Here is a 23735-nt window from a genome sequence, read left to right on the forward strand (position 1 = left end):
AAAAGTCCCTGTGAGGGCTTTTTCTTATTTATATAGCCCTCGAATGTAAACAGATGCGATGTTCCGCGCAATTTCTTCAATGGAGCTTTCGTATTCATGCCGAACGATATCCCAGAGGTACATTTCATTGGTGAAAAACCAGCCTCTTGCCACTAGTTCATGATTTAATTCATCTCTAGCAAGTCCCTTCTCTTGGGCATAAGCGATATCTTGTGAGATGCGCTGAATAAATTTCCTTCGAATATTCTTCCAGCTTTCCGACACGACAGGAGAGATGCCGATTGCTTGTTCGAATACCTGCATCATACTGCGCTCATGCTCAGCCATATGTAAAAAGGCATTCGTTTGCCTGTGGATGATGTTCGTTGCTTCCTCTTTTGTTTGTGGAAAAAAGGAGGTTTCTGCAATCTTATAGAATTCTGCCATGACGCTGTCCATGAGTACGATTAACAGTTCTTCTTTTCCTTTAAAATGGACGTATGCTGTTCCATAGCCAACTTCTGCTTTTTCAATAACTTGTTTAATGGTTGTTTTTTGAAAGCCTTCTTCCATAAATACTTCTTTGGCTGCTTGTAATAGTTTTTGGCGCGTTTTAATCGAACGCAAATGTCGTTTATCTTCTACGTTATGCTTTGTCATGATGTATGCTCCCTTCCAGCTTTCTTTAGTTTCTAGCATATAGAAAATCTCATAAAAGGAAAAGAGATAGTTGTTAAAAATGTTTATAATTTTCAGAAATATAATATTGACATCATGTCATATTTTTTGATAATCTTTGGTTAAGATAGCGATTACAAATGCTAAAAGGAGGAGACTGCGATGTTTGATTCAACAAAAGAATGCGCAGAAAAGCTGGATGCGCAGGATGAATTAGTGGTTTTTCGAGAAGAATTTTACCTCAAACAAGACGCTATTTATATGGACGGAAACTCGCTAGGTCTTCTATCAAAGCCAGCGGAAACAACGCTGATGGAAGTCATCACAGATTGGAAAGAGCAGGGGATTGATGGTTGGACACAGGGTAAGCATCCTTGGTTTTCACTATCTGAAAAGCTCGGTGAAATGATGGCACCACTTGTAGGAGGCTTTCCTGAAGAGGTTATTGTAACAGGTTCAACAACTGTGAACCTTCATCAACTCGTTTCAACGTTTTACGAACCAAGCGGAACACGCACCAAAATTTTAGCGGATGAGCTGACATTTCCATCTGATATCTATGCGCTTCAAAGCCAGCTGCGTACGCGTGGTTACGATCCTGATGAGCATTTAGTTCGTGTGAAAAGTCGCGATGGTCGCTTTTTAGAAGAAGAGGATATTATTGAAGCAATGACGGATGAAATCGCATTAATTGTTCTACCAACCGTTCTGTATCGAAGCGGTCAAATATTAGATATGGAGCGCTTGACTGCGGAAGCACATAAGCGCGGTATCATCATTGGGTTTGATGGCTGCCATTCTATTGGCGCAATTCCTCATCATTTTAGCGACTGGGGCGTCGATTTTGCTTACTGGTGTAACTATAAACATTTAAACGGTGGGCCAGGAGCTGTTGGTGGTTTATACGTGAATAAAAAGCATTTTGGGACTCTTCCAGGCTTAGCAGGATGGTTCAGCTCAAAGAAAGAAAAGCAGTTTGATATGGACCATACGCTAACGCCGGCTCATACAGCAGGTGCTTATCAGATTGGTACGCCACATGTGCTCAGTCTAGCACCGCTAATCGGATCTCTTGAACTGTTTAATGAAGCAGGAATTGAACGCATTCGAACAAAATCTCTTCGTATTAATCAGTACTTAATGGATTTACTAGATGCAGAGTTAAAGGAATATGCCTTTACCCTTGGAAGCCCTACAGATGACAAGCGCAGAGGTGGCCACGTGAGTCTTGAACATAAAGAGGCAGCACGCATTTGCAAAGCGTTAAAGAAAGAAGGAATTATTCCTGATTTTCGCGCCCAAAATATTATTCGCTTAGCACCCGTAGCGTTATATACGTCCTATAGCGAGGTGTGGGAAGTAGTTCAAACGTTGAAAAAAATTATGAGCGAGAAGCTTTATGAACAATTTAAAAACGAACGCGAAGTCGTCGCGTAAATCGACAGCTGCTTACTTGAACGAAGTAAGCAGTTTCTATAGGTAAAAGTTCAATCAATGATTAAAATTAGCGCTATCGTAGGTTTTATCCTCTTAGGTTCATACATATTGTTTGGCACAGAGCCAAGCTCAGCTATCGGTGCAAAAAATCTTGTCAATGACGGAGGGTTTTTACCGTTCGGCTTTTGGGGTATGTGGGTGGACGTTTTTATTTCGCTTTTTAGGAACAGAAATGATTGCCGTTACTTCTGGAGAAGTAAAAGATCCTGATGTCGCCGTTCCAAAAGCTCTCAAAGCAACGGTGTTTCGATTAACAACATTTTACGTGTTAACAATTGGTATTATGCTTCAGTTCGGTATTCCATAGCTTGTATTTTTAACGATTGCGTATTTTGTTGCAAAGCGTAAGAAGGTAGACGTAGATGCACCTAGAAATACAGTAACAGATGAATTTAAAGAGATGCAATAAGGGGGACATAACGTGAATACGCCAAATCAAAAGAAGAGAACTGCGATAGAATTAGAAAAAAACCTACAGACAGACTTTCAGAAGACAATGTCATACGGAGATTACTTACAGCTTGATTCAATACTATCAAGCCAGCAGCGCCTCTCGAATCACCATGATGAAATGCTGTTTATTGTTATTCACCAAGCAAGCGAGCTGTGGATGAAGCATGGCTAACAGTTTATCGAAACGTTGATCAGTACTGGGATCTTTATGAGTTAGCTGAAAAGCTTGTTGATATTGGTAACCAGCAGCAAACATGGCGTTTTAGCCATATGAGTACCGTTGAACGAATTATCGGCAATAAGCCGGGAACAGGAGGTTCTTCGGGGGTAAACTATTTAAAGCGTGCGCTCGATAAGCACTTCTTCCCGGAATTATGGAGTCTGCGTACTAAGCTATAAGGATAAATAGAAAGGGTGCTAGATAATGAATAAATGGATCGATGTTTCACAGCTGCTCAGCAACAAGGTGGCATGTTGGCCAGGTGATACGCCGTTTTCCTACAGAGTGAGCTGGAGTAAAGAGGAGTCTGGCTCAGTAAATGTAGGTGAAATTACAATGAGTGTACATACGGGTACTCATATTGACGCGCCGTTTCATTTTGATAGTGAAGGGAAAAAAGTAAAGGACTTAGACGTGAATCTTTATATTGGAGAAGCAAAAGTTGTGCATCTTCACAATCCTTCCAGTATAAGCGTTGAAGAGCTAAAGAAAATCGACTTAGCTGGGGTAACGCGACTGCTTATCAAGACCGGTGCGTGGACAAATCGCGAGACTTTTCCAACGTCTATTCCACCTATCGATCTAGGAGTAGCCGCTTATCTTTCAAATCAAGGTGTTCGTTTACTCGGTCTCGACTTACCTTCAGTGGACTCGCTTGATAGCAAAGAGCTAGCTGCGCACCATGAGCTGGCGGCACATAACGTTCATATTTTAGAAGGACTTGTTCTTGATGCTATTGAGGAAGGAGACTATGAGCTAGCTGCTTTGCCACTTTCACTAACGGAAGCAGACGGAAGTCCAGTACGCGCGGTGTTGAGAAAGAGATAATCCAAAAAAAGCCACTCGCTTAGAGTGGCTTTTATCGTCTATGCAGCTTTTGAAGTTGATTTTTCAACAGACTTTTTGTTTCCAACATAGATCAGTCTTAGGGCAATTAACATCAGTACAATAGCGAGTCCACGCTTCCAATCCAATGAAATTTGTGCACCGCCAAAGAATCCAAAGTGATCAATAATAATACCTGCGCTTAGCTGACCGATAACTGTTGAAATGTTGGCTGCAATGACGCCGATTTGCGGAACGGCTAAAACGGTTAAAAATAAATAGCTAACCCCAAACCAAACCGCACTTAGCTGCCATTTTGGCGCATCTAAAAGAGCTAATACGTCACCTTTGCCAAAGAATAAAATAAGTAAAAATAAAACAAGTGTACCTGTTGCAAAGGTAAGAAACGCGCTTTCATACGTACCGGCTTTTCTGCTGAGCGCGCCGTTTACGGAAGATTGAGCGCTAAGTAAAACGCCACCGATAACAGCTGCAATGAGCAAGATAAAACTCATCGTAAAACCTCCTTTAATTAATTAAAAAACGAGTAGTAAAGCAATTGCCATCAACGCAACGGCCATTACTTTTTCTTTTGTAATGGGTGTTTTGCTACTACCTAACCACCCTTTATGCTCAATAACCATGCTCATCGCCATTTGTCCGACAATTACGCTAATCATTGTTAAGCCAACGCCTAGAAGCGGAACGCCAATAACTAAAATCGTTAAATAAATGACGCCAAATACTCCTCCTGTAAGCTGCCATTTTGGTGCTTTTGCCGCGTAGGAAAGCGAACCTTTTCCTACAAAAAGCACAACGATTCCTAAAATAACAGAACCAACCGCGAAGTTATAAAAGCTGCTTTCTAGTTTTCCGACGGATTGACCTAGCACACCGTAAATAGCCCCTTCAATACTGAGGGACATTCCAGCTAACACAGCCACAATATAAATCCAAAATTTCATACTTTCACATCCTTATATCGAGATTTATAGATATGTTAAAGCAAAAAAAAAGAACTTACAGCTCTTTTTTTATGATTTCAGCAATCTCCGCAATTTTTTTTTCGTTTCTGCGGTAATACGTCCATTTTCCATGTCTTTCTGATTCTAATAATCCAATGCGCTGAAGCATTGATAGATAATGCGAAGTAGTGGATTGTGATAAGTTTGCGCGTTCTTGAATATCTCCCACACAAATACCACCTTTGTCACTAATAGTTTTTGACAGGTGCGCAGTAGGCTTATCAAAATGCTCCATTGGATCTTTTAACCACTTCAACATTTCTAAACGAGTTTCATTGCCCAAAACCTTAAAAATATCTACAAGTTTATTTTCCATGATCCTATATTAATCGATATTTCTCGATATGTAAAGTTTTTAGTTTACCTTTTTTATAAACCGCATATGCCAAGGTAATACAAAGGCAAACACAATAAAAGATAAAATAACTGAAAAATCTACGTTTTGCATCCATGAGTTCATGTTGAGACATCTCTTTACGTAAGGGTATCTCTAGTGTTGCCTAAATAATCTATTTTAAAAGTTAGCCCTGTTCTTCTTTTTTCCACATTTTATAATTATAAAGAACTTGAACAAGAAAGATCACGCTAATTAAACCGACAAACCCAAAGTATATGGGAAGAGGCCAATCTGAAAGGTAGTACAGAACTCCGCAAGCAACGATGATGAACGGAATACTTGTAAGCGTACGAATCATTTTTCGGCGATAAGACAGCTTGTAGTAGCTAACTGCAAAGCCTTTATCAACCTTTTCTGTTTTCTTGTATCTCTTAGAGAAAAAGAACGTAATCCCAATAACAACAATCGCAATTAATAAAAAATCAAATCCCATTTGTTACAGTCTCCTTTTTAATTCTTGGTTAATAATAAAAATACTTGATAATAGAATGAGTAATAGTCCTATTCCAATTACAATCACACTTTTCATTTGTGCATCGACTAAATCAAACCCTGTTATAGTGTTAAAAGCATAAATGAGTAAAAGTAAGCCACTTATAAGCGTGAAGATAGAAAAAGTGAGAATCAGCACTCTTTTCTTAATCAGAATACTAATGAAGAATGCTAGAAATAAAATCATGATAAAAATAAAGAGATTTCCAAGAATAAAATCCAAAACGATATCCATAGCACAGTATTCCTCCTTAGAGAAAGTAAAATAGTTCCATGTGGAACAACTATCTTCTACGCTTCACCATTTGAGAAATTGTCACAATGAGTAAAGACAGCACGGCAGCTACAAAAACCATGATGCTCAATGCCCCATAACCAAGCCCTTCCCATCCTCCAACTAGTAAGCTAATTATAAACCCTGCTAGGCTAAGTACTGCTACAGCAAGGGGGATTACATATCTCAACGATTCTTTCTTTCGTCCAATAAGATAAGAAAAAATAAGAATCACTAAAGTAGTCATAATGATAAACGTATATGAATTTAGCATAATGTCCTCCTTTTCCGTTAATAAAGCTCTAAGTATGAATAAGGATATTAATTCAAATTTAACATAATATGGGATTTATTAAAAGGGTGTCTTTGTGGATAAACATCATAGAGGTATTTACAAAAATTTCTATCATGTACTATAATGATAAACAACTTTTAATAGATAGAAGGGGTTGTCAAATGAATACAGAAGACCGTCTAAGTGAAATAGAAAGAAAGTTAGATGACTTAAATAATAAGCTAGATCAAAGAAACAATAACTCTAGTTTGCGATTTGTTTTTAGATTTGTGCAGGTTATTTCGATTATTTTAATTCTTTTAGTACTGCTGGGAGTTATTAGCTTTTTTGCAGGGTAAGAGCATGAAAAAGGTTGAGGGGATTCCTCAACCTTTTAGTATGTAAACCGTTTAAAAACACTACTGTACAAACATAGTATATAATAGGTTAATTAGTCTATCTCTCTCAGTTTGTTTGTAGTATAATTTTACTAGTTGTGTATAAAAAATAGGCAGGAGGGGGCACAGATGAAGTTTTGCACGAACTGTGGAAATTCATTGGGAGGGGAAGATCAATTTTGTAGCGGATGTGGTGCAGTAATTAATCGAAGTAAAAAGATAAGCGAACCTGTACAAAAAAAGCAGAACGCGTCAGCATCGCGTGTAGAAGAAGTGATAGGTACAGGAAAGAACAATAAAAAAATCACTATTGCTGGCCTTATTTTAATTATCGGTGTCATCATTTACATAATGATTCCAAAAAAGCTCACGGAAGCAGAATATGAACAGCTCGCTCTCGATTTATTAGTAAAGGATGTAGCGGTGCAAGAACAGTTTTCTAGTTCAATTGAAAATAGCTCCGTTGATGTCAACATGGAATGGGATTCAGAGTTTAAACAATTAACAAAGCCTGCTGAAAGAGCACAAGGGGAGTTTGAAGACATTTATAAAGAATTAAAGGGCGTAAAGCCACCAGAAATGTTTGAACATGACCATGAACTGCTATTAAAAGCGTTTCATACTCACAGCGAGCTGATGATTGGAGCAGGTGAGTATTTTAAAACAGGAAATGAAGAAGAGCTTGAAAAGGTAGACGAATACGAAAACCAAGCAGAAGACTATTTAGATCAAACAGCTTTCTCTTCTGGCATATATAAAGAACGATTAATGAGGCGAATTGAGAAGCTAGGCATCGAATAAGTCAATAAGTTTTATAAAGTAAAGCATCCTCACTTTCTAGATTTTTAGTGAAGATGCTTTTTGTTCATTTTGTCAATGATGTAAAGAATCTTGTCTTGTTTTTTTAACTTTATAGAGAACAACGAGCAAAATAAACCAAAGCGGCGTGACAAACAGTGCAACGCGCGTATCCGGAGCGAGTGTTAATACCACTAAAATAAATGCTAAAAAGACTAAAACTAAATAGTTAGTAAACGGGTAAAGCGGCATTTTGAATGGATTTTCTTTTGCTAAATCAGGGCGATCTTTTTTGTATTTCATATGACAAATAACGATAATCCCCCATATATAAATGAATGATACGGTTGAAATACTCGTGATTAAGGTAAATACACCTTCTGGCATGGTGTAATTTAAGACAACTCCGATTAAAATGACCACAGTTGAGAAAAAGAGTCCGTTTGCGGGAACTTGTCGCTCGTTTATTTTTGCTAAAGAATTTGGTGCATCCTGATCTTTAGCTAGGGAATAAACCATGCGGCTTGTACTAAATACAGCACTATTTCCCGCAGACGCAGCTGATGTTAAGACCACAAAGTTAACAATTGTCGCAGCTGAAATAATTCCGATTGCAGCGAATACTTGAACAAAGGGACTCTGAGATGGATCTACATCATTCCAAGGATAGATGCTCATGATGACGAAAAGAGAACCGATGTAGAAAAGTAAAATTCGAATAGGGATATTATTAATGGCAAGGGGAATATTGCGTTCGGGATTCTCTGTTTCTCCTGCCGTTAATCCTACGAGCTCGATTCCTACAAAAGCAAATACAACCATTTGGAATGAGAGAATAAATCCGTTCAAACCATTTGGAAACATGCCTCCGCGATTCCATAAATTACCTAAGCTAGCAGTTCCGTTTGGTGTCGACGCACCCCTAATAATCATAAAAGTACCTGCAATAATTAAAGCTAATATGGCAATGATTTTAATTAATGCAAACCAAAACTCCATCTCACCGAATAGCTTGACCGTTGCTAGGTTCATCATGAGTAAAATGACAAGCGCAATGAGACCTGGTATCCATTGCGGTACGGACGGAAACCAATACTGAGTGTAAAGCCCAATAGCTGTTAAGTCAGCCATAGCGATACAGACCCAGCAGAACCAATAGGTCCAACCCGTAATAAACCCAAGCATGTCTCCTAAATAATCACGAACAAAATCGACAAAAGAATGATAATCAAGGTTGGTTAAGAGTAATTCACCCAGCGAGCGCATAATTAAGAACCCAATTAGTCCTGTAATCATATAAGCAAACAAAATGGACGGTCCCGCTAAGTTAATGGACTTTCCTGATCCGAGAAATAGCCCTGTACCAATAGCACCTCCAATAGCAATTAATTGGACATGTCTATTTTTTAAACCTCTTGCTAATTTTTGTTCCTGCATAAGTATTCCTTCTTTCATTTCTTTCTAGTTGGTGTGACGTAGTAAATTAGTAACTGAATATGGCTCATTATGTATCGTACGTTGAAAAGATAAATTAAAAATGACATTATATGATGTAGGATTAGCATCTTAAAGATTTTTTATTGGTAAACGGTCTAGAAAGTAAAAAAGAACCTTTTCACCATGGGAGATGTGAAAAGGTCGCTGAGTTAATCCTGCATAATAACGCCATCGCTCATACGAATCACACGATTTGCATAGATAAGCATTTCTTCATCATGCGTAACGATAAGCGTTGTGATCTTCAGTGAATTTGTTAACTTTTGTAAAAGAGCCATGATGTCTTTTGAACGCTTTGAATCAAGGCTTGCTGTTGGCTCATCAGCAAACAGTATTTTTGGTTGATGAATGATGGCTCGAGCGATTGCGACGCGTTGTTTTTCTCCTCCTGATAAAGAGGGAGGGTATGCGTTCTTTCGATGTTCCATTTGTACAAGTTTTAAGATATGCTGTACTTCTTGCTTCTTTTCACGTTTTGACATCGATACTTCCGCTACATCTAACATTAAGAGAAGCTGTTCTTCAACCGTCAAAAATGGCACAAGGTGAGCAAATTGAAACACAAACCCAAACTTGATTGCACGCAATTTCCGCATTTGCTCAGGGTTCATGGTTACTAAGTCTTTTTCTTCAAATATAATGTGTCCACTTGATGCGGACTGCAGTCCAGCTGCAATTGTAAGGAGCGTACTTTTTCCAGAACCTGATGCACCAACAAGAGCAGTGATTTCACCTTCTTTTAATGAAAGGTCAATTCCTTTTAAAATATCTTCCCTTCGTTCTCCGTTAGTAAACGATTTTTTTACATGTTCTATTGTAAAAGTCGTCATTTTACATCTCTCCTTGTTGAATTGCTTTTAAAGGTTCAATCTTTTTAATTTGAATACCCGATAGCGTCGAGCCGGTAAAGCCGATAACGAGAAACACACCAGCAAGTTTAAGAGTAGTTAGAACAGGTAAGCTAAAAGGCATTCCTTCAGGTGCTATTAGGTTGAATAGCTGACTACATGCAATGGACAATAGAATAGAAGCAGCGGTGATAATCAGCATTTGCGTCCACATGATTGTAAACAATCTGCTCGTTTTCATCCCAATTGCTTTTAGAATTCCGTACAGTCCAATTTTTTGAACGTTCATCATATAAAAGAAAATGGCAAACAGCATACAGCTAATGACAATTAAAAACCAAATGATCATATTCAATGACATTTGTTCAGCATTGTAGCTTGGGATGGTAGCTAAAAACTCTTTGTTTGAAAAAGATTGAAGTCCATTAACAAGCGGAGCTTCATCTATGTTCGGCAAGAAAATCAGCTGCAGGTCTTCTGTGGCAAACATTCCTTGGTAGTCCACCTCATTAATATAAGCAACGGGTGTATGACTATATTTGGCTTCATCGACAAAGCCTTTCACCACAAACGTTCCATCATATTGGTCATGAGTAAGCGTGTCCCCAACTTTGATTCCTTCTTTTTTCAAGGAGGAGTCTAGGATAACTTCACCTTTATTTAGATTCGGAAAGAGCTTTGAATCCGTTGATGTGACAAAGGAAACGCTACGTTGTTTATCTCGTTCATCATTCACAAAACCCATTCCAATTGAAAAAGCGACAGCGTCTTTATACTCGTTTAGAACACTCTCTTGAACAGAACGGTCAATTGACGAGAGGTTATACGTTTCTTCTGCTTCTTTCGTCATGTAGAACTGTCCGTCAGGCAAGTTTTTAATGAGTGCTGCATTATCCTTTGACAGAGCGTTTGCAAGGCCTGAAATAATAAAGGTTAAAAAGCTTACAAGAAAGATAATGGAGCCTAGTATAAGGAATTTTGCTTTGTTTTTTTTGATTTCTTTCCATGCGATGTTCATCAAAATCTCCTCCAATTTGATTTCGTACTTTTAGTGTATAAGTTGTTTGTGAATGGACGATGAACGGCAGGTTACAAATGAAAAAAGCCCCATCCATCAGGATGTAGCTTTAGGAAATAGGAAGTTTAATTTGAAATAATGTGCCTTCACCTTCTTGACTGTCTACCTTAATTTCGCCGTTATGAAGCTTTATGATTGTTGAAACGATTGAAAGACCAAGTCCCGTTCCTTCGACCGTTTGTGAACGAGCGGTATCAGCACGGTAAAAGCGATCAAAGATACGCTTTTGCTGTGAAGTACTTAGACCGATTCCTGTATCCTGGAACGAGACTACTAAATAGTCATGCGCAACTTTTATTGAAACATCAATCGTTCCACCAGGCTTATTGTATTTCATCGCATTGGTTAACAGGTTATCCCAAACGGTGCTCAGCAGTGAGGGATCTCCCGTGATTGTAATATCTGGAAGGGAGTAGGTAATCATCAAGTCCCGTTCCCTAATTGCCCACTGGTGCGTTTTAATTAGGTTCTCAATCTGTTTTCCGACATGAAAACGCTGTGACTTCATCATGTCTTCGTTTCGATCAAGAGAAGCGAGAAGTAACAGCTGTTTGGTTAAAATTGATAATCGATTAATCTCACTGTTAATGACAGAAATATATTGAACTTTTTCCTCGCTTGTTAGACTGTCTTGTTCTAAAAGGCCGGTATATCCTTTAATAGTAGACAGCGGAGATTGAATGTCATGAGAGATGTTCGAAATAAATTCTTTTCGCATATCATCTAGCTGTTCTAACTTTTGAGCCATTTGCAAAAAGCTTTTTGACAGTTCACCAAGCTCATCGTTTCGCTTCGTTTGAAGCTTAGGATGGAAATTTCCAGCAGCTAATGCTTTTGTTGCTGCCGTTAGGCTCGAAATGGGCTTTACCAAATAGTTCGTGCTAAATAAGACAAGAACGATGCTAAGTAAAATAGTGAGCGCAAGTAGCCATGCTAGCAATAGGTGCATTTCATTGAACAAAAGCTTGATGTCTGGTCGTAAAAAGAGGGCATATGACTTGCTGTTATGCGTAATTGGAACACCGATTGTATTGGTAAGCTCATTTGCAAAAAATCCGGTTACAAACGTTTGCTTGGGGAACTGGCGCATTCCATGATAGATCTCACCGTTTAAAACCTGTGCTTTGACTTCATTTTTTAATGCTGTATCTCGAAATGCTGCTCCAAAAAAACGTTCGGTGTCACCAGCGTCAACGAGATAAATTTGATACCCTACTTCAGCGATATTCTCAAGGTAATCACTCAATTGAATGTGTGGGTTTTCATTGATAAATTCAGCGATATCAAGAGCAATTTCCGTATTCTTTGCGTCGTTTGAAGGCTTTAATTTTTGCTGATAGTACAGGTTCGAACCTAAAAAAGCCAACACGCCGCTAAGGAGCATGATACTAGCGGTAATGATAACAAATTTGCTATAAAGAGACTTCATCGTTTCGTCTCCAATGAGTAGCCAACTCCGCGAACCGTTTTAATATGAAAGTCTTCTGTTAGGTTTGTAAAACGCTCGCGCAGCCGTTTAACATGAACGTCTACCGTTCTGGCATCACCTTCATAGTCAAGGCCCCATATGTGTTCAATCAGGTTTTCTCTGGAAAAAACACGCATGGAATTAGAAGCGAGAAAGGCCAGTAGCTCAAATTCTCTCAGCGGTAGAAGAAGCGTTTTCGTTCCAACTTTGACTTCGTAGCTTCTTTTATTAATGATCGTTTGGCCCAGCTTAATAACAGACGCATCTTCTTCTTTTGCATATCTTCTTAAAAGTGCTTGAACGCGAAACAGCAGCTCTTTTGGTTCAAAAGGCTTTACAAGATAATCATCTGTTCCGGCGGCAAAGCCTTCTTCTTTATCTTCAATTTGGCTCTTTGCAGTGAGCAAAATAACGGGAAGGTCATATAAGCGACGAATCTCTTTTGTCAGAGTGTAGCCATCTATAAAAGGCATCATTACATCAACGACGGCTAGAGCAATGTCTTCTTCCTGTAGTCTTTCGAGCGCTTCGCTTCCGTGCTTTGCTTGTATTACATCATAGCCAGCTTGTGATAGGTGAATAGTTACAAGCTGGAGAATATGTAAATCATCATCGACAAGTAGAATCTTTTTCATATAAGCTCCTCGTTTTCTTTAAGAAATCTTTTCTTTTAAACATACCGCTGGTGAAAAGAATTTTCAAATGATGAAAAAAGCCATAACCTAAATTGTTATGACCCAAATCATGAGAGCTGCTATGTTAATAGGGAGGCTGAATGTTAAAAAGAGAAGAAAATACCTTTTTGGCTCATCGCTAAGTTTCTCTTAATAAACGACTCCATATTGACGAGATGCACAACTATGACATGTTTGTTCATCAAATCGATGCTCTTGACTCACTAAGTCTTTACAAAATTGACATCTTGCATATTCGCTTTTTCGTTTTTCGATAGTTTGAATCAAAAGCTTAGTTATTTTTTCGCAGAGTTGAACATGTGATAAAAGTTCGACTTCTTTCCAATAGAGAATATGAATTTGGTGGATAGCTGGCTCAGAAGCAGGAATTGGCCCATCCCATTGTACAGTTTCATATCCGAATGATAATCCTTCGTTCATGGTACGCATATAGACCTGAGGTTGATCAGCAAATTCTTCTAGTGTTAAGTAAAAAGTTTGGTTTTTTATAATAGCATTGTTTTTTGATAACGGTGTATTGTTACATAGTGAAGAAACCCATTCTTTCACTTTTATTCTCATGTTACTTTATCTCCTTCTCATTCTGCTTTACCTTATTATACAAAGGAAATATGGAATAGTTAATCTTTTTGTAAAAAGCTAAATAGTTGTATTCTGCAATGAAATTCATTACCATGACACATAGAAATTGATGAGAGAAGAAAGGTGGATATGTCATGAGCAACGAAGCAAAAAAACAAGAAATTCTAGATGCGTTTCATTTCCGTCACGCAACGAAAGAGTTTGATCCAACAAAGAAAGTGTCAGAAGCGGATTTCCGTTTTATTATGGAAACTGGACGCTTATCTCCAAGTTCATTAGGTTATGAGGCATGGAAGTTTTTGGTGATTGAGAACGAAGACTTAAAACGTCGCTTGAAAGAAGTTTCATGGGGAGCGCAAGGACAACTGCCAACAGCAAGTCATTTTGTTATCATTCTAGCGCGTACAGACGCACGCTATGATTCAGAGTACGCAATGAATCATCAAAAAACAGTTAAAGAAATGCCAGAAGATGTGTTAGAGTCTGTTTTACCAAGATTCAGAGCGTTCCAAGAAGAAGATGCTCGCTTATTTGAAAGCGACCGTGCGCTGTTTGACTGGGCAAGTAAGCAAACGTATATCGCACTTGGTAATATGATGACAGCAGCAGCGCAAATCGGTGTTGATTCTTGTCCAATTGAAGGCTTTAATTATGAAAAAACGCATGAGCTTTTAAAAGAAGAAGGACTTCTTGAGGATGGTCAATACGATATCTCTGTTATGGTTGCATTTGGTTATCGCGTTGAAGATCCAAAGCGTGAAAAAACAAGAAGAGACTTTGACGAAGTAGTGCAGTGGATAAAGTAAAAGAAATAAATCATAGTAAAAAGCAGTTTCTATTATAAGATGCTGCTTTTTTTTGTATGAATATATGTTAAAATATAGAAAAATAGAGGGTGATGGATCATTAAAAGATTAACAAATATTCAAAGGCTATCTATTATTTCTTCTTTCATACTTGTTGTAGGAGCATCACTTGTGTTTTCAGAGTCATATTTTAATAATAAAGAGCTGAATACGTTAACGAACTCTTGTTTTGATAGCGGTGGAATGCCCGCTGTTGAGGTGGGAACGCTCAATAAAGTGCTTTCGTTTGAATGCAAATAATACATAGGAGTTTTGATTATGGATTTCTTAATTTGGTTGTCATTTTTAGGAGCAGCTCTATTGCTTACGATTATGCCAGGGGCAGATAACCTATTTGTGCTTGCTCAAAGTATCTCTAATGGGAAAAATGCGGGTATTGCCACGGCATTTGGTTTATGTACAGGTCTGATTGTTCATATTTTAGCTACTATTTTAGGCGTGAGCGCACTTTTATATCAATCATCTTTAGCATTTTCTATCATTAAATATGCGGGAGCTGCGTATTTACTGTACTTAGCTTATAAAGCATTTACAGCAAAAAGCTCTCCTTTAGAAGTACAGAAGACTCAACAAGTGAGTTATGATGCACTCTATAAAAAAGGAATTATCATGAATATTTTAAACCCGAAGGTATCCTTGTTTTTTCTAGCATTTTTACCGCAGTTTGTTACTGCTAGCGGTGGAAGCGCAGCGTTTCAAATGCTGGTATATGGCATCACATTTCTAGTTCAGGCGCTCTTTGTCTTTACGGTAATCAGTTTATTTGCAGGTAAAGTGGGAACCGTCTTACGTAAACGACCAGCAATTTCACAAAAAGTAAACTTGATTGAAGGCTCTTTGTTTACACTGATTGGGTTGAGAATTGCCCTGAGTGAGAAGTGAGAGGAAAAGTAAGTGTTTAAAGAGCGTGATACGTTTAACTGCACGCATTTTTGAAGAACAAGATGTACGCTTTATCATAATTTAATATCATAAAAAAACAAGGTGAATTTTCACCTTGTTTTTTTATGATACGTGCATATTTGTTTGAAACTCGTCTGAAAGCATGCGGTACGCGAGTACTTTCTTTTTGGATTTCTTCACCACATCTACATGATCGCTGTAGCCGTATATAAGCAGTTCAAAGGTATGTTTGCCGTTTACACTGTGAATAATAACGGGAGTTTCGTTTCGCTCAAGGTTAAGGTAGTGAGTACGATTCCCATCGTGTACATAGTATTGATCTAGAAACGTCGCTTTGTTAAAGGCTTCAATAATTTGTGCTTTTTCTTCACCTTCAATGGTGCTTCCATTTCTTTTCACAATAGCTGAATCAATGGATAAGGTAGGGTGTAGCTTGAATTTACCGTGAAGCCATTCTACGACTGTGTTAGGTAGGCACGTAATTAAAAGTTTAAGAGCACTGACAACAACAATAACAATAACTGTCCAGAACATCTTAGGTCATCTCCAATAATTAAAAATAAGAATGCATTCTTTATTTTAACACGGAATAAATGTACAAGTTTGGTCTATTATGTGACGGTTTTTATCAGAAAATATTTTTTATTTATTTCGAAAGGCTAATTATTTTACAAAACAAGAAAATGAGAGTAAGGTAATAGACATTGCATTAATAAAAGTAGATAACTTTAAGTAAGTAGTTATATAAAAATAACAATAAAAGGAGAGATTTAACATGCAAACAACAAATGACTTTAATAAAATTTTAAAAGAGCGTCGCTCAATTAAACGTTACGATCCAACTGTAAAAATCAGCCGTGAGGAAATGGAAGAAATTCTAACCGTGGCAACAACTGCACCATCTTCAGTTAACATGCAGCCATGGCGCTTTTTAGTAATCGAAAGCGATGAAGCAAAAGCGCAGCTTGCAGAACTAGCTAAGTTCAATAGTACTCAAGTTGAAACATCTGCAGCCGTTATTGCTGTATTTGGAGATGTTCAAAACGTTGAATACTTCGATGAAATTTATGACAAAGCAGTAGAAGTAGGCTATATGCCACAAGAAGTAAAAGACAATATTAAACAAGCATTTTCTTCATACTTTGAAACAATTTCAAACGAAGATATGAAGGATGTTGTCTTAATTGATGGTGGTCTTGTATCTATGCAAATTATGCTAGCAGCACGCGCGTATGGCTATGATACAAACCCAATTGGTGGCTATGAAAAAGAAAAAGTAACAGAAGTATTTGGAATGGACAAAGAGCGCCACGTACCAGTTATGCTTATTTCAATCGGTAAAGCAGTAGATGAAGGTCATCCATCAGTTCGTTTACCAATCAATCGCGTAGCTGAGTGGAAATAATAATGAAAAGCCTGAGGTGATTTTCAGGCTTTTTTAGTGTGAAAAGTTCTTATGCCTCTACCAGTTTTGTTAGCGCTTTAGTTTGTGTTTCCAAGTGCTTAGCAGCTTCATCAATTGAAGCAAATTTAGCGATTGCTTTCTCAATTTGCTCTCTACTTGATGTAAGTGCTTTTTCAGAAGTGTTTGTCTCGTTTAAAATGGTGTGTACAAAAGACGTTATTTCTTCTACTTTACTGTGAACTTCTTTTGTTGATTCGTTTGCTCGGGTAGCTAAGTTTCGCACTTCTTTTGCAACTACATCAAAGCCTTTTCCATGTTCACCAGCATGAGCTGCTTGAATAGCTGCGTTTAGTGCTAGTAGGTTAGTTTGGCTTGCGATATCTTGAATCGTTTTTACCATACTGCGAATGGAGTTTGTTTGAATCTGAAGTTGAGAAAGTGTGTCCATGTTTCCTTTCGCATCTTCTACAATATTTTGGATGGAAGAAGATACATGTTGAATAGTAGAAATACCTTTTTCTGCTTTTTCCTTTAAGCTTTCAGACATGACATCCAATTCATTCACAAGTTTAGAAGTAGCCTGTTCACGGTCTGTGATATTTGTAGCTACTTTAATTACAGCTTCGACTTCATTTATTTCATTTAAGACGGGGGTGTAAGTTGCTTCTAGCCATAAAAGCTCTCCTTGTTTTGTGACGCGCTGAATCTTTTCTTGAAATGCTTTACCTAATCGTAGGTTATGCCAAAGCTGAGCGTATTCCATACTGTTATAAAATGCAGGTGTGCAAAAAGAACGGTGGCTCATTCCAACCATTTCATCGCAGCGGTATCCCATCGTTTGGGCAAAGAGCTGGTTGACCCAAAGTACCTCTCCATTTAAGTCAAATTCAATCATCGCTAAAGATTTCTCTAACGCAGCGAGTACTGAATCTTGGTTTAACACCTGTGTGCTAGCACTTTTGTTTATCATTACTATTTGCTCCTTTTAAACAAACTCTCTTTATTATTTCGACTATTTTTACCCAAAATCAAGCTATTTGAAATAAAATTATTTGAAGTGAATAGAAATAGGTTTGAAAGAATGGGAAAGTAGGTATTAATGTATGGGACAAACAAAAAGGAGTCTTAACATGACAGATCATTTTTATGACGAGCTGTTAAATATACAAACAAGTGGAAATCAACAAGGTTTTTACGATTCACTGCACTATCATCGCTATGAGCCTACACCATACAAAGGCCTTGATGAGCTATTTGCGAAGGTATCGCTGAGCTCTTCGGATCGAGTTGTCGACTTTGGGTGTGGAAAAGGGCGATTAAATTTTTACCTGCATTACCGCTATCAAGCATCTGTAGTTGGGATTGAAATGAATGAAGAATTTTACAAAGAAGCGCTTCTCAATAAGCGAAGTTATTTAAAGAAATATCACCATCGCCGAGCTGAATTGTCCTTTCACTGCTGCTTAGCAGAAGAGTATGAGATTGATATTCGAGATACTATCTTTTATTTTTTTAATCCGTTTTCCATTCAAATTTTTATGAAAGTCGTTGGGAATATCTTAGATTCAGTAGGAAAAGCATATCGACCCGTAACAATTATTCTTTACTATAGCTCAGAGGACTATACTGATTTCTTAACGCGCCGCACGCCTTTTCAGCTAAAGGAAGAAATCGAGATTCAAGGTTTATCGCAACGAAATTCACTCGAAAGATTTTTAGTGTACGAGCTGAAGTATTAAGAGATGAACAGGTAAGGTGTAAAAGAATATCACTAAAAAACAGACAATTTTGTAGAGATATGTTACTATATACTGTGGCAATACACCAATCCCCCTTATTACCTAAAGAACGTAATGCTAAAAAGCATGCCCACGAAAGAAGCAAGAACAAACTTTTCACCATACAACCAGTTCCATAAATTCCAAGTCAACAAACCGTCCTGCATAAGTAGATCGCAGGTAGGTCTTGGTTGCTTAGTGTTACATGAGGAATATTAGCTAAGTAAAAATGATGTAGCTTAAGTACGTCTTAACGCAATCTTTAAGGGTTAGTTATTATTGCTTCATAAAAAAATATTGTTTTCTATTTGGTTTTGCATATTGTTTGTGTTCTCCAATTGAAGTAAAGCCCTCTGCGAATTTATCAAAGATGGGAGTTTTTAATTTCAAATGAAAAAAGTTTCAACAGTTTTTTATGTTTCTATTGCCATCATGGCATTATTAGTTATTTTTGGTGTGAGTGCACCCAAAACGCTTGAGAGCGTGACGGGAGCAATCCAAGGTTTTATTACAGATTCATTTGGTTGGTATTATTTAATTGTGGTGTCTTTGTTTGTATTAGTTTGTTTGTATTTATTAGTAAGTCCGATTGGTCGAATTAAACTCGGGAAACAGGAGGACAAGCCTGAGTTTTCACGCTCAACCTGGCTTGCCATGCTTTTTAGTGCAGGAATGGGAATCGGTCTTGTGTTTTGGGGCACAGCTGAGCCTATTAGCCATTATGCGATCAGCTCTCCAACAGGAGAAGTAGGGACAGACCAAGGTTTGCAAGACGCAATGCGCTTTACGTTCTTCCACTGGGGAATTCATGCTTGGGCTATCTATGGTATTGTTGCGATGTGTCTAGCATACTTTACGTTCCGAAAAGGAGAGCGTGGATTAATCAGCGCAACACTAAAGCCAATTTTAGGGAAATATGCAGATGGCGTACTTGGTAAAATTATTGACGTTATTGCAGTTATTGCCACTGTAATTGGTGTAGCCACAACGCTTGGGTTTGGTGCGGTTCAAATTAACGGTGGTTTGTCTTATCTTTTTGATGTGCCATCGAATATTGTGACGCAATTCATTATTATTCTTGTTGTAACAGTGTTATTTATTATCTCAGCCTTAACGGGATTAGGAAAAGGAATTAAGATTTTAAGTAATGCAAACATGATTTTAGCCTTTGCTTTATTTGCGTTAATGTTTATATTAGGCCCAACGCTATTTACGCTAAATATCTTTACAGATACGATTGGGAAGTATTTGCAAACATTAGTGAACATGAGCTTCCGTATTGCACCATTAAATGAAGAAGACCGTCAGTGGATTAACGGCTGGACAATTTTCTATTGGGCTTGGTGGATTGCATGGTCACCGTTTGTTGGAATCTTTATCGCACGCGTATCAAAAGGTCGTACAATTCGTGAGTTCGTTATTTTTGTGTTAATGGTACCTTCTCTAATTGGTTTCCTTTGGTTCTCTGTATTCGGAGGATCTGCGTTAACGTTAGAGCGTGATGGTATTGCACAAATTTCAAAGCTGGCAACAGAAGAGTCTCTGTTTGGCGTTTTTGCAAATTATCCGCTAGCAACTCTTATGTCAATCTTAGCGATTATTCTTGTTGCTACATTCTTTATTACATCAGCAGATTCAGGTACGTTTGTGCTTGGAATGATGACAACAAATGGTTCACAAAACCCTGCAAACAGCGTTAAGTTGGTTTGGGGAATTACGCTAACAGTTATTGCGCTAGTGCTTTTATACTCTGGCGGACTTCAAGCGTTACAAAATACCATGATTATAGCAGCGCTACCGTTCTCTGTCGTAATGGCATTAATGACAGCTAGTTTATTAAAAGATTTAAACAAAGAAGCAAAAGCGCTTGGTATTGGTCAAATCAAAAAGAAAAAAACATCATAACTAGTAAAAAAGCATAGTGAATGATTATCACTATGCTTTTTTTAAAATTGTCAGGTTGATAGATTAATTAGGGAAAAGGTTGCGATTCAGCAATTGACATGCAAATGAAATTTTTCTTCCGGAGATTTCTGTTAAAATAATAGGAAGAAATCATTGAAAATGTTGAATTTCTATACATAGATGGAGGAATAGATGAATGACAATTGAAAGGCATTTAATTCAAAAGGAGTACTATGAAACCTTGCTTTCAGAAGAAAATTTATCTAATCCAATTATGGCGTTAGGTGAAGCGCTTTTGGAAGAACAAAAGCAAGAGGTTTATGAACTATCATTTATTCGTTTTTCACAAGGGGAAATTTATTTCCATAACAAAGACTTTGAAGCAGCTATTTATAAGTGGGAAAACGTAAATGGAGAGCTTGAGCTTTGGGCAAAGAAAAATATCGGAGATGCTTATTATGAGCTGGGACTGCTATCAATTGCCGAGGAGATGTATACCGCTATCGACTCGGAATCTAGCACGCTCACAGCGGAAGTTGGCTTAAAGCTATTTTCATTATATAAAGAACAGCAAAATTCCGAGCGCTCCTATGAAGTGATTAAGAACCTTGTATCATTTCAGCCTAGCTACCCGAACGTTACGCTGTTAGCAAGAGAGTTTTACGAAGAGCAGAGCGACTGGAAAAGTGCCGTAGAGCTAGCTGTGGACGAAGCGATTCGCACTGAGTCATTAAAGTGGTTTGATACATTAAAGAAATATGTAGATAAAGGCTATACAAAATCATTCGCACCTGATTATTTTTATCAGGTACTTATTACCTTCTATAAAGTTGATCAGCTACACTTTAAGCAGCTTGTCTGTGCACTTTGGAAGAGTTACGTTGGTCAAGATTCACACTTAGCGTGGGTTAAAACCATTAATAATATCTTTTTAAATGTAGAAGTAGGTCTATATGAATACTGGCAAGAAATCTCTCGCTTATATGAAGAGACGTACGTAGAGCTCATTAACGGTCAGTATACAATGCGTGACCTTCACGATGTTGTGCCACACTTGCTTGCTAACTGGCTAAAAGTTACGAGCCAAGCCCGCTCGTTATTTCCTTCAGCAGCTATTTTGGCATGGAATGAGCAGTTTACATCTTCGATTGCTTCACCTGCCTTACAAGAAGCAGAGCGTCTCATTTTTGAGTCATCAAGTGATATAGATGGCTTAACGTATTTTCTTGAGCTTGGTGAAAATATTACAAAATGGGGAAGGCACCATGGGCTTGAAGTTGGCTATAAGTTTAACTGGTTAGCTAGTTCATTTGCAGATTTAAAAACGAAATATGTTATGGTAGCGGGTGCGATGCAAAGCGATAAAGCCTCAATTGTTAATGCTGTATTAAACGAGCATATAGCAGGTGGAAATAACGTACCAATCCTAGTCTTCCATGATGAAGAATTTAAAGTGAATCAACGTTCGTCAAAAGAAATGAATACGAGTACAGAATGGCATTCTTTTAGTAAATTAAAAGAAGTAAGCGAAGCTGATACGTGCTTAGAAGTTCGAGTGCCAAATCGTTTTTTACAAGATCAACACTACGGTCTCATTGATATTCCAGGCTTTCACGGACAAATGGATGAAGCTGAGTATATGTTTGAGTATCTTCCTATTGCAGACGGACTACTATTTGTACTTGATGCAAATCAGCCGTTTACAGAAAAAGAGCGAGATATGTTGCTGCTTGTGAAGAAGCAAGCGCCAGAGCTTCCTATTCACTTCGTTTTAAATAAAGTGAATGCGCTAGAAGATGAGCGGGAAATGGAACGTTTTATCGAAGAAACGTCAGCTTATATTCACGCTGATTTTCCAGAAGCGAGCATTTTACCATATGCTTCGGTATATGAGCTGGATGAGAGAGGTAGCATAGCTCGATTTATGAAAGAAAACTTCCGCTTCATTAGTCTACAAAATAACCGTGAACGTCGCATTAGCAGTTTATTAACGTTTATTCGCAAAACGCTTTCGGATTTATTAAAACAGCGTGCGGAGCAAGAGAGTGGATACGTACAAGCTATTCATTGGAATGAAGATATGCTTGTGCGTGTGAACGGCTTTATTAATACGCTAGAGGATAAAGAAAGCGAAGCGGTTCATGAGCTTGTAAACGTGTATCAAGGTATTAAAGATCAAATGAAGCAAGCGTTAACGAAAAATCTTCCTAAGCTTCTGCGTGAATGTTCTAGCATGCTAAATGAAGAGAGTGATTTCCGTCGAATCCACCTGGAATTAAACAAAAAGATGAACGAGAAAATTCAAGAGTATATTGAAAAAGACCTTTTACCAGAATTTCGAGCGTCCCTGCATGACTGGATGAAACAGTGCAACGACCACTTTACTGACATGCAATCTTATATTGAAGATATGGGCAATAGCTTTAATGAAATGTATGAAAAAGAGCGTTTTATGCTCCAGTGTGATTTTAAAGTACTGGATGATTGGAAACGTGATATTAACCGAATGACAACGCGCATGCAGTTAGAAGAAGAAAACATCTTTTTACGCGTGAATCCAGCGCAAATTCTTTTAAAAAGCGCAGGAAAGATTTTTGGCTCGTTCTCGCAAAATAAAACGATGCTTTATAATCAATATAAAAAATATATTGAAAATGAAGAGTATGAAGATGTTACGGCATCTGTGCTAAATAAGTTCTTTTTACAATTTGATTTGTTTGAGAAGTCTCTAGAAGTGGATATTCATCTCTTTTTTGAGCCACCTATTCAAGAGCTGCACGGAGCAGTTGAAGAGTCTCATGAAACAATTGAGCGCAGTAAGAATGCACTTAATGAGATGAAGGAAAGCCTGACGGTATATAGTGATCCACTTTCTGTATTCCAATTACGCCTTCGTCAATATGAAATTATGCTACAAGCAGAAGAAAGCGTGACGTATGAAGAAATTAAGTCAACAAGTGTTGATCACTCTGAGTCATATTCATAACAAAAAGGCAGGGAAACCTGTCTTTTTATTATGCAGTTCATAGTATTGTAAAAAAGTAAAAAAATAGTGATAGGAAAGGTGCGTAGCAGAAGAGTTATCCACAACAAGTTTTTAATGAAAGTGCATACAAAATAAGGATATTAACAGAGTTATACACATTATCAACAATAATTCTGAAAATTCCTATAAAATATTCACATTGTTATACCAGGTCATAACTATTGTTAAATACAGTTATTAACGACTTATACACATTATCCACATACATGTTAGTAAGTTATGTGTATATCTTTTATTGTTTAGAAAGAGAGTTGAGCTAAGGAATTCCTTCTTACTGACCTAACTATTTATTATTGTTAAAAAATAACTGCATAACAAAAAGAAGGCACCTGTATGAGGTGCCTTTTTTTGCTA

General features: G+C 37.7%; 26 protein-coding genes and 2 pseudogenes. 13 read left to right on the top strand and 15 right to left on the bottom strand.

Annotation, left to right across the window (positions count from 1 at the left end; translation table 11 throughout):
• Positions 1-24 precede the first annotated feature (24 nt).
• The gene (locus LZP85_RS01000; protein ID WP_119543736.1) at positions 25-639 is read right to left on the bottom strand and encodes a TetR/AcrR family transcriptional regulator; all 615 of its coding nucleotides are present in this window, start codon (positions 637-639) and stop codon (positions 25-27) included.
• 180 nt (positions 640-819) lie between these two features.
• Here LZP85_RS01000 and kynU point away from each other — a divergent pair, with 180 nt between their 5' ends.
• The 4 genes and pseudogenes from kynU (at position 820) to kynB (ending at position 3655) form a co-directional block, all read left to right on the top strand.
• Positions 820-2094, top strand: a complete 1275-nt coding sequence (gene kynU, locus LZP85_RS01005) for a kynureninase (protein WP_206782864.1) — start codon at positions 820-822, stop codon at positions 2092-2094.
• A gap of 54 nt (positions 2095-2148) precedes the next feature.
• Positions 2149-2443: pseudogene (locus LZP85_RS01010) on the top strand (amino acid permease); the annotation flags it as partial.
• Between the two features lie 207 nt (positions 2444-2650).
• Positions 2651-3006, top strand: a pseudogene (locus LZP85_RS01015) (tryptophan 2,3-dioxygenase family protein).
• A 25-nt stretch (positions 3007-3031) separates the two neighbouring features.
• Positions 3032-3655, top strand: coding sequence for an arylformamidase (kynB, locus tag LZP85_RS01020; RefSeq protein WP_206782865.1), 624 nt, complete (start codon positions 3032-3034; stop codon positions 3653-3655).
• Positions 3656-3693: 38 nt separating this feature from the next.
• Here kynB and LZP85_RS01025 read toward each other — a convergent pair whose 3' ends face one another.
• From LZP85_RS01025 to LZP85_RS01050, 6 genes are all read right to left on the bottom strand, one after another.
• Positions 3694-4167: a DMT family transporter gene (locus LZP85_RS01025; protein WP_144594221.1), complete on the bottom strand. Its 474-nt coding sequence runs from the start codon at positions 4165-4167 to the stop codon at positions 3694-3696.
• A 21-nt stretch (positions 4168-4188) separates the two neighbouring features.
• Complete coding sequence (locus LZP85_RS01030; protein WP_206782866.1) at positions 4189-4617, bottom strand: DMT family transporter; 429 nt, start codon at positions 4615-4617, stop codon at positions 4189-4191.
• 55 nt (positions 4618-4672) lie between these two features.
• Positions 4673-4993, bottom strand: coding sequence for an ArsR/SmtB family transcription factor (locus tag LZP85_RS01035; protein WP_025909875.1), 321 nt, complete (start codon positions 4991-4993; stop codon positions 4673-4675).
• 205 nt (positions 4994-5198) lie between these two features.
• Entirely contained in the window at positions 5199-5507 is a 309-nt protein-coding gene (locus tag LZP85_RS01040) for a cytochrome c oxidase subunit II (protein ID WP_206782867.1), read from the bottom strand.
• A 3-nt stretch (positions 5508-5510) separates the two neighbouring features.
• Complete coding sequence (locus LZP85_RS01045) at positions 5511-5801, bottom strand: hypothetical protein (protein ID WP_025909876.1); 291 nt, start codon at positions 5799-5801, stop codon at positions 5511-5513.
• Positions 5802-5850: 49 nt separating this feature from the next.
• Positions 5851-6114 (bottom strand): YesK family protein, encoded by a 264-nt coding sequence (locus LZP85_RS01050; RefSeq protein ID WP_025909877.1) that lies wholly within the window; start codon positions 6112-6114, stop codon positions 5851-5853.
• 182 nt (positions 6115-6296) lie between these two features.
• Here LZP85_RS01050 and LZP85_RS01055 point away from each other — a divergent pair, with 182 nt between their 5' ends.
• Both LZP85_RS01055 and LZP85_RS01060 read left to right on the top strand, forming a co-directional pair.
• A complete protein-coding gene (locus LZP85_RS01055) occupies positions 6297-6473 on the top strand; it encodes a hypothetical protein (RefSeq protein WP_156413464.1) in 177 nt (58 codons plus the stop codon).
• 168 nt (positions 6474-6641) lie between these two features.
• Positions 6642-7313, top strand: a complete 672-nt coding sequence (locus LZP85_RS01060; protein WP_025909878.1) for a zinc-ribbon domain-containing protein — start codon at positions 6642-6644, stop codon at positions 7311-7313.
• Positions 7314-7385: 72 nt separating this feature from the next.
• On the opposite strand, the gene LZP85_RS01065 is transcribed toward LZP85_RS01060, so the two are convergent.
• The 6 genes from LZP85_RS01065 to LZP85_RS01090 form a co-directional block, all read right to left on the bottom strand.
• A complete protein-coding gene (locus tag LZP85_RS01065) occupies positions 7386-8747 on the bottom strand; it encodes an amino acid permease (protein WP_119542866.1) in 1362 nt (453 codons plus the stop codon).
• Positions 8748-8956: 209 nt separating this feature from the next.
• Positions 8957-9637 carry an ABC transporter ATP-binding protein gene (locus LZP85_RS01070; RefSeq protein WP_119542865.1) on the bottom strand — a complete coding sequence of 227 codons (681 nt, stop codon included), beginning with the start codon at positions 9635-9637 and terminating at the stop codon, positions 8957-8959.
• A 1-nt stretch (position 9638) separates the two neighbouring features.
• Positions 9639-10673: an ABC transporter permease gene (locus tag LZP85_RS01075; RefSeq protein ID WP_226639433.1), complete on the bottom strand. Its 1035-nt coding sequence runs from the start codon at positions 10671-10673 to the stop codon at positions 9639-9641.
• Between the two features lie 109 nt (positions 10674-10782).
• Positions 10783-12162, bottom strand: coding sequence for a sensor histidine kinase (locus tag LZP85_RS01080; RefSeq protein ID WP_226639434.1), 1380 nt, complete (start codon positions 12160-12162; stop codon positions 10783-10785).
• Positions 12159-12836: a response regulator transcription factor gene (locus LZP85_RS01085; protein ID WP_119542862.1), complete on the bottom strand. Its 678-nt coding sequence runs from the start codon at positions 12834-12836 to the stop codon at positions 12159-12161. Before LZP85_RS01085 ends, LZP85_RS01080 begins: the two co-directional genes overlap by 4 nt.
• 189 nt (positions 12837-13025) lie before the next feature.
• The gene (locus tag LZP85_RS01090; RefSeq protein WP_119542861.1) at positions 13026-13457 is read right to left on the bottom strand and encodes a hypothetical protein; all 432 of its coding nucleotides are present in this window, start codon (positions 13455-13457) and stop codon (positions 13026-13028) included.
• A gap of 155 nt (positions 13458-13612) precedes the next feature.
• On the opposite strand from LZP85_RS01090, the gene LZP85_RS01095 reads away from it, so the two are divergent.
• The 3 genes from LZP85_RS01095 to LZP85_RS01100 all read left to right on the top strand — a co-directional run bounded on the left by LZP85_RS01095 (position 13613) and on the right by LZP85_RS01100 (position 15226).
• The gene (locus tag LZP85_RS01095; protein ID WP_025909885.1) at positions 13613-14284 is read left to right on the top strand and encodes an NAD(P)H-dependent oxidoreductase; all 672 of its coding nucleotides are present in this window, start codon (positions 13613-13615) and stop codon (positions 14282-14284) included.
• A 171-nt stretch (positions 14285-14455) separates the two neighbouring features.
• Positions 14456-14584, top strand: a complete 129-nt coding sequence (locus tag LZP85_RS20695) for a hypothetical protein (protein ID WP_259344280.1) — start codon at positions 14456-14458, stop codon at positions 14582-14584.
• Between the two features lie 18 nt (positions 14585-14602).
• Entirely contained in the window at positions 14603-15226 is a 624-nt protein-coding gene (locus LZP85_RS01100; protein ID WP_119542860.1) for a LysE family translocator, read from the top strand.
• A gap of 123 nt (positions 15227-15349) precedes the next feature.
• Here the strand turns inward: LZP85_RS01100 and LZP85_RS01105 are convergent, their stop codons facing one another.
• On the bottom strand, positions 15350-15781 hold the full coding sequence (locus LZP85_RS01105) for a YfmQ family protein (RefSeq protein WP_119542859.1): 432 nt from the start codon (positions 15779-15781) through the stop codon (positions 15350-15352).
• Positions 15782-16022: 241 nt separating this feature from the next.
• Here LZP85_RS01105 and LZP85_RS01110 point away from each other — a divergent pair, with 241 nt between their 5' ends.
• Positions 16023-16652, top strand: coding sequence for a nitroreductase family protein (locus tag LZP85_RS01110; protein WP_119542858.1), 630 nt, complete (start codon positions 16023-16025; stop codon positions 16650-16652).
• Between the two features lie 49 nt (positions 16653-16701).
• Here LZP85_RS01110 and LZP85_RS01115 read toward each other — a convergent pair whose 3' ends face one another.
• Positions 16702-17622 (bottom strand): methyl-accepting chemotaxis protein, encoded by a 921-nt coding sequence (locus LZP85_RS01115; protein WP_234561935.1) that lies wholly within the window; start codon positions 17620-17622, stop codon positions 16702-16704.
• A gap of 160 nt (positions 17623-17782) precedes the next feature.
• On the opposite strand from LZP85_RS01115, the gene LZP85_RS01120 reads away from it, so the two are divergent.
• The 3 genes from LZP85_RS01120 to LZP85_RS01130 all read left to right on the top strand — a co-directional run bounded on the left by LZP85_RS01120 (position 17783) and on the right by LZP85_RS01130 (position 23321).
• Entirely contained in the window at positions 17783-18391 is a 609-nt protein-coding gene (locus LZP85_RS01120; RefSeq protein ID WP_025909890.1) for a methyltransferase, read from the top strand.
• A 429-nt stretch (positions 18392-18820) separates the two neighbouring features.
• Positions 18821-20335, top strand: a complete 1515-nt coding sequence (locus LZP85_RS01125) for a glycine betaine uptake BCCT transporter (protein WP_226639440.1) — start codon at positions 18821-18823, stop codon at positions 20333-20335.
• 196 nt (positions 20336-20531) lie between these two features.
• Positions 20532-23321 (top strand): dynamin family protein, encoded by a 2790-nt coding sequence (locus LZP85_RS01130; RefSeq protein ID WP_234561936.1) that lies wholly within the window; start codon positions 20532-20534, stop codon positions 23319-23321.
• The last annotated feature ends 414 nt before the right edge of the window (positions 23322-23735 follow it).

The organism is Priestia flexa, from assembly GCF_021441905.1.
Taxonomy (GTDB): domain Bacteria; phylum Bacillota; class Bacilli; order Bacillales; family Bacillaceae_H; genus Priestia; species Priestia flexa.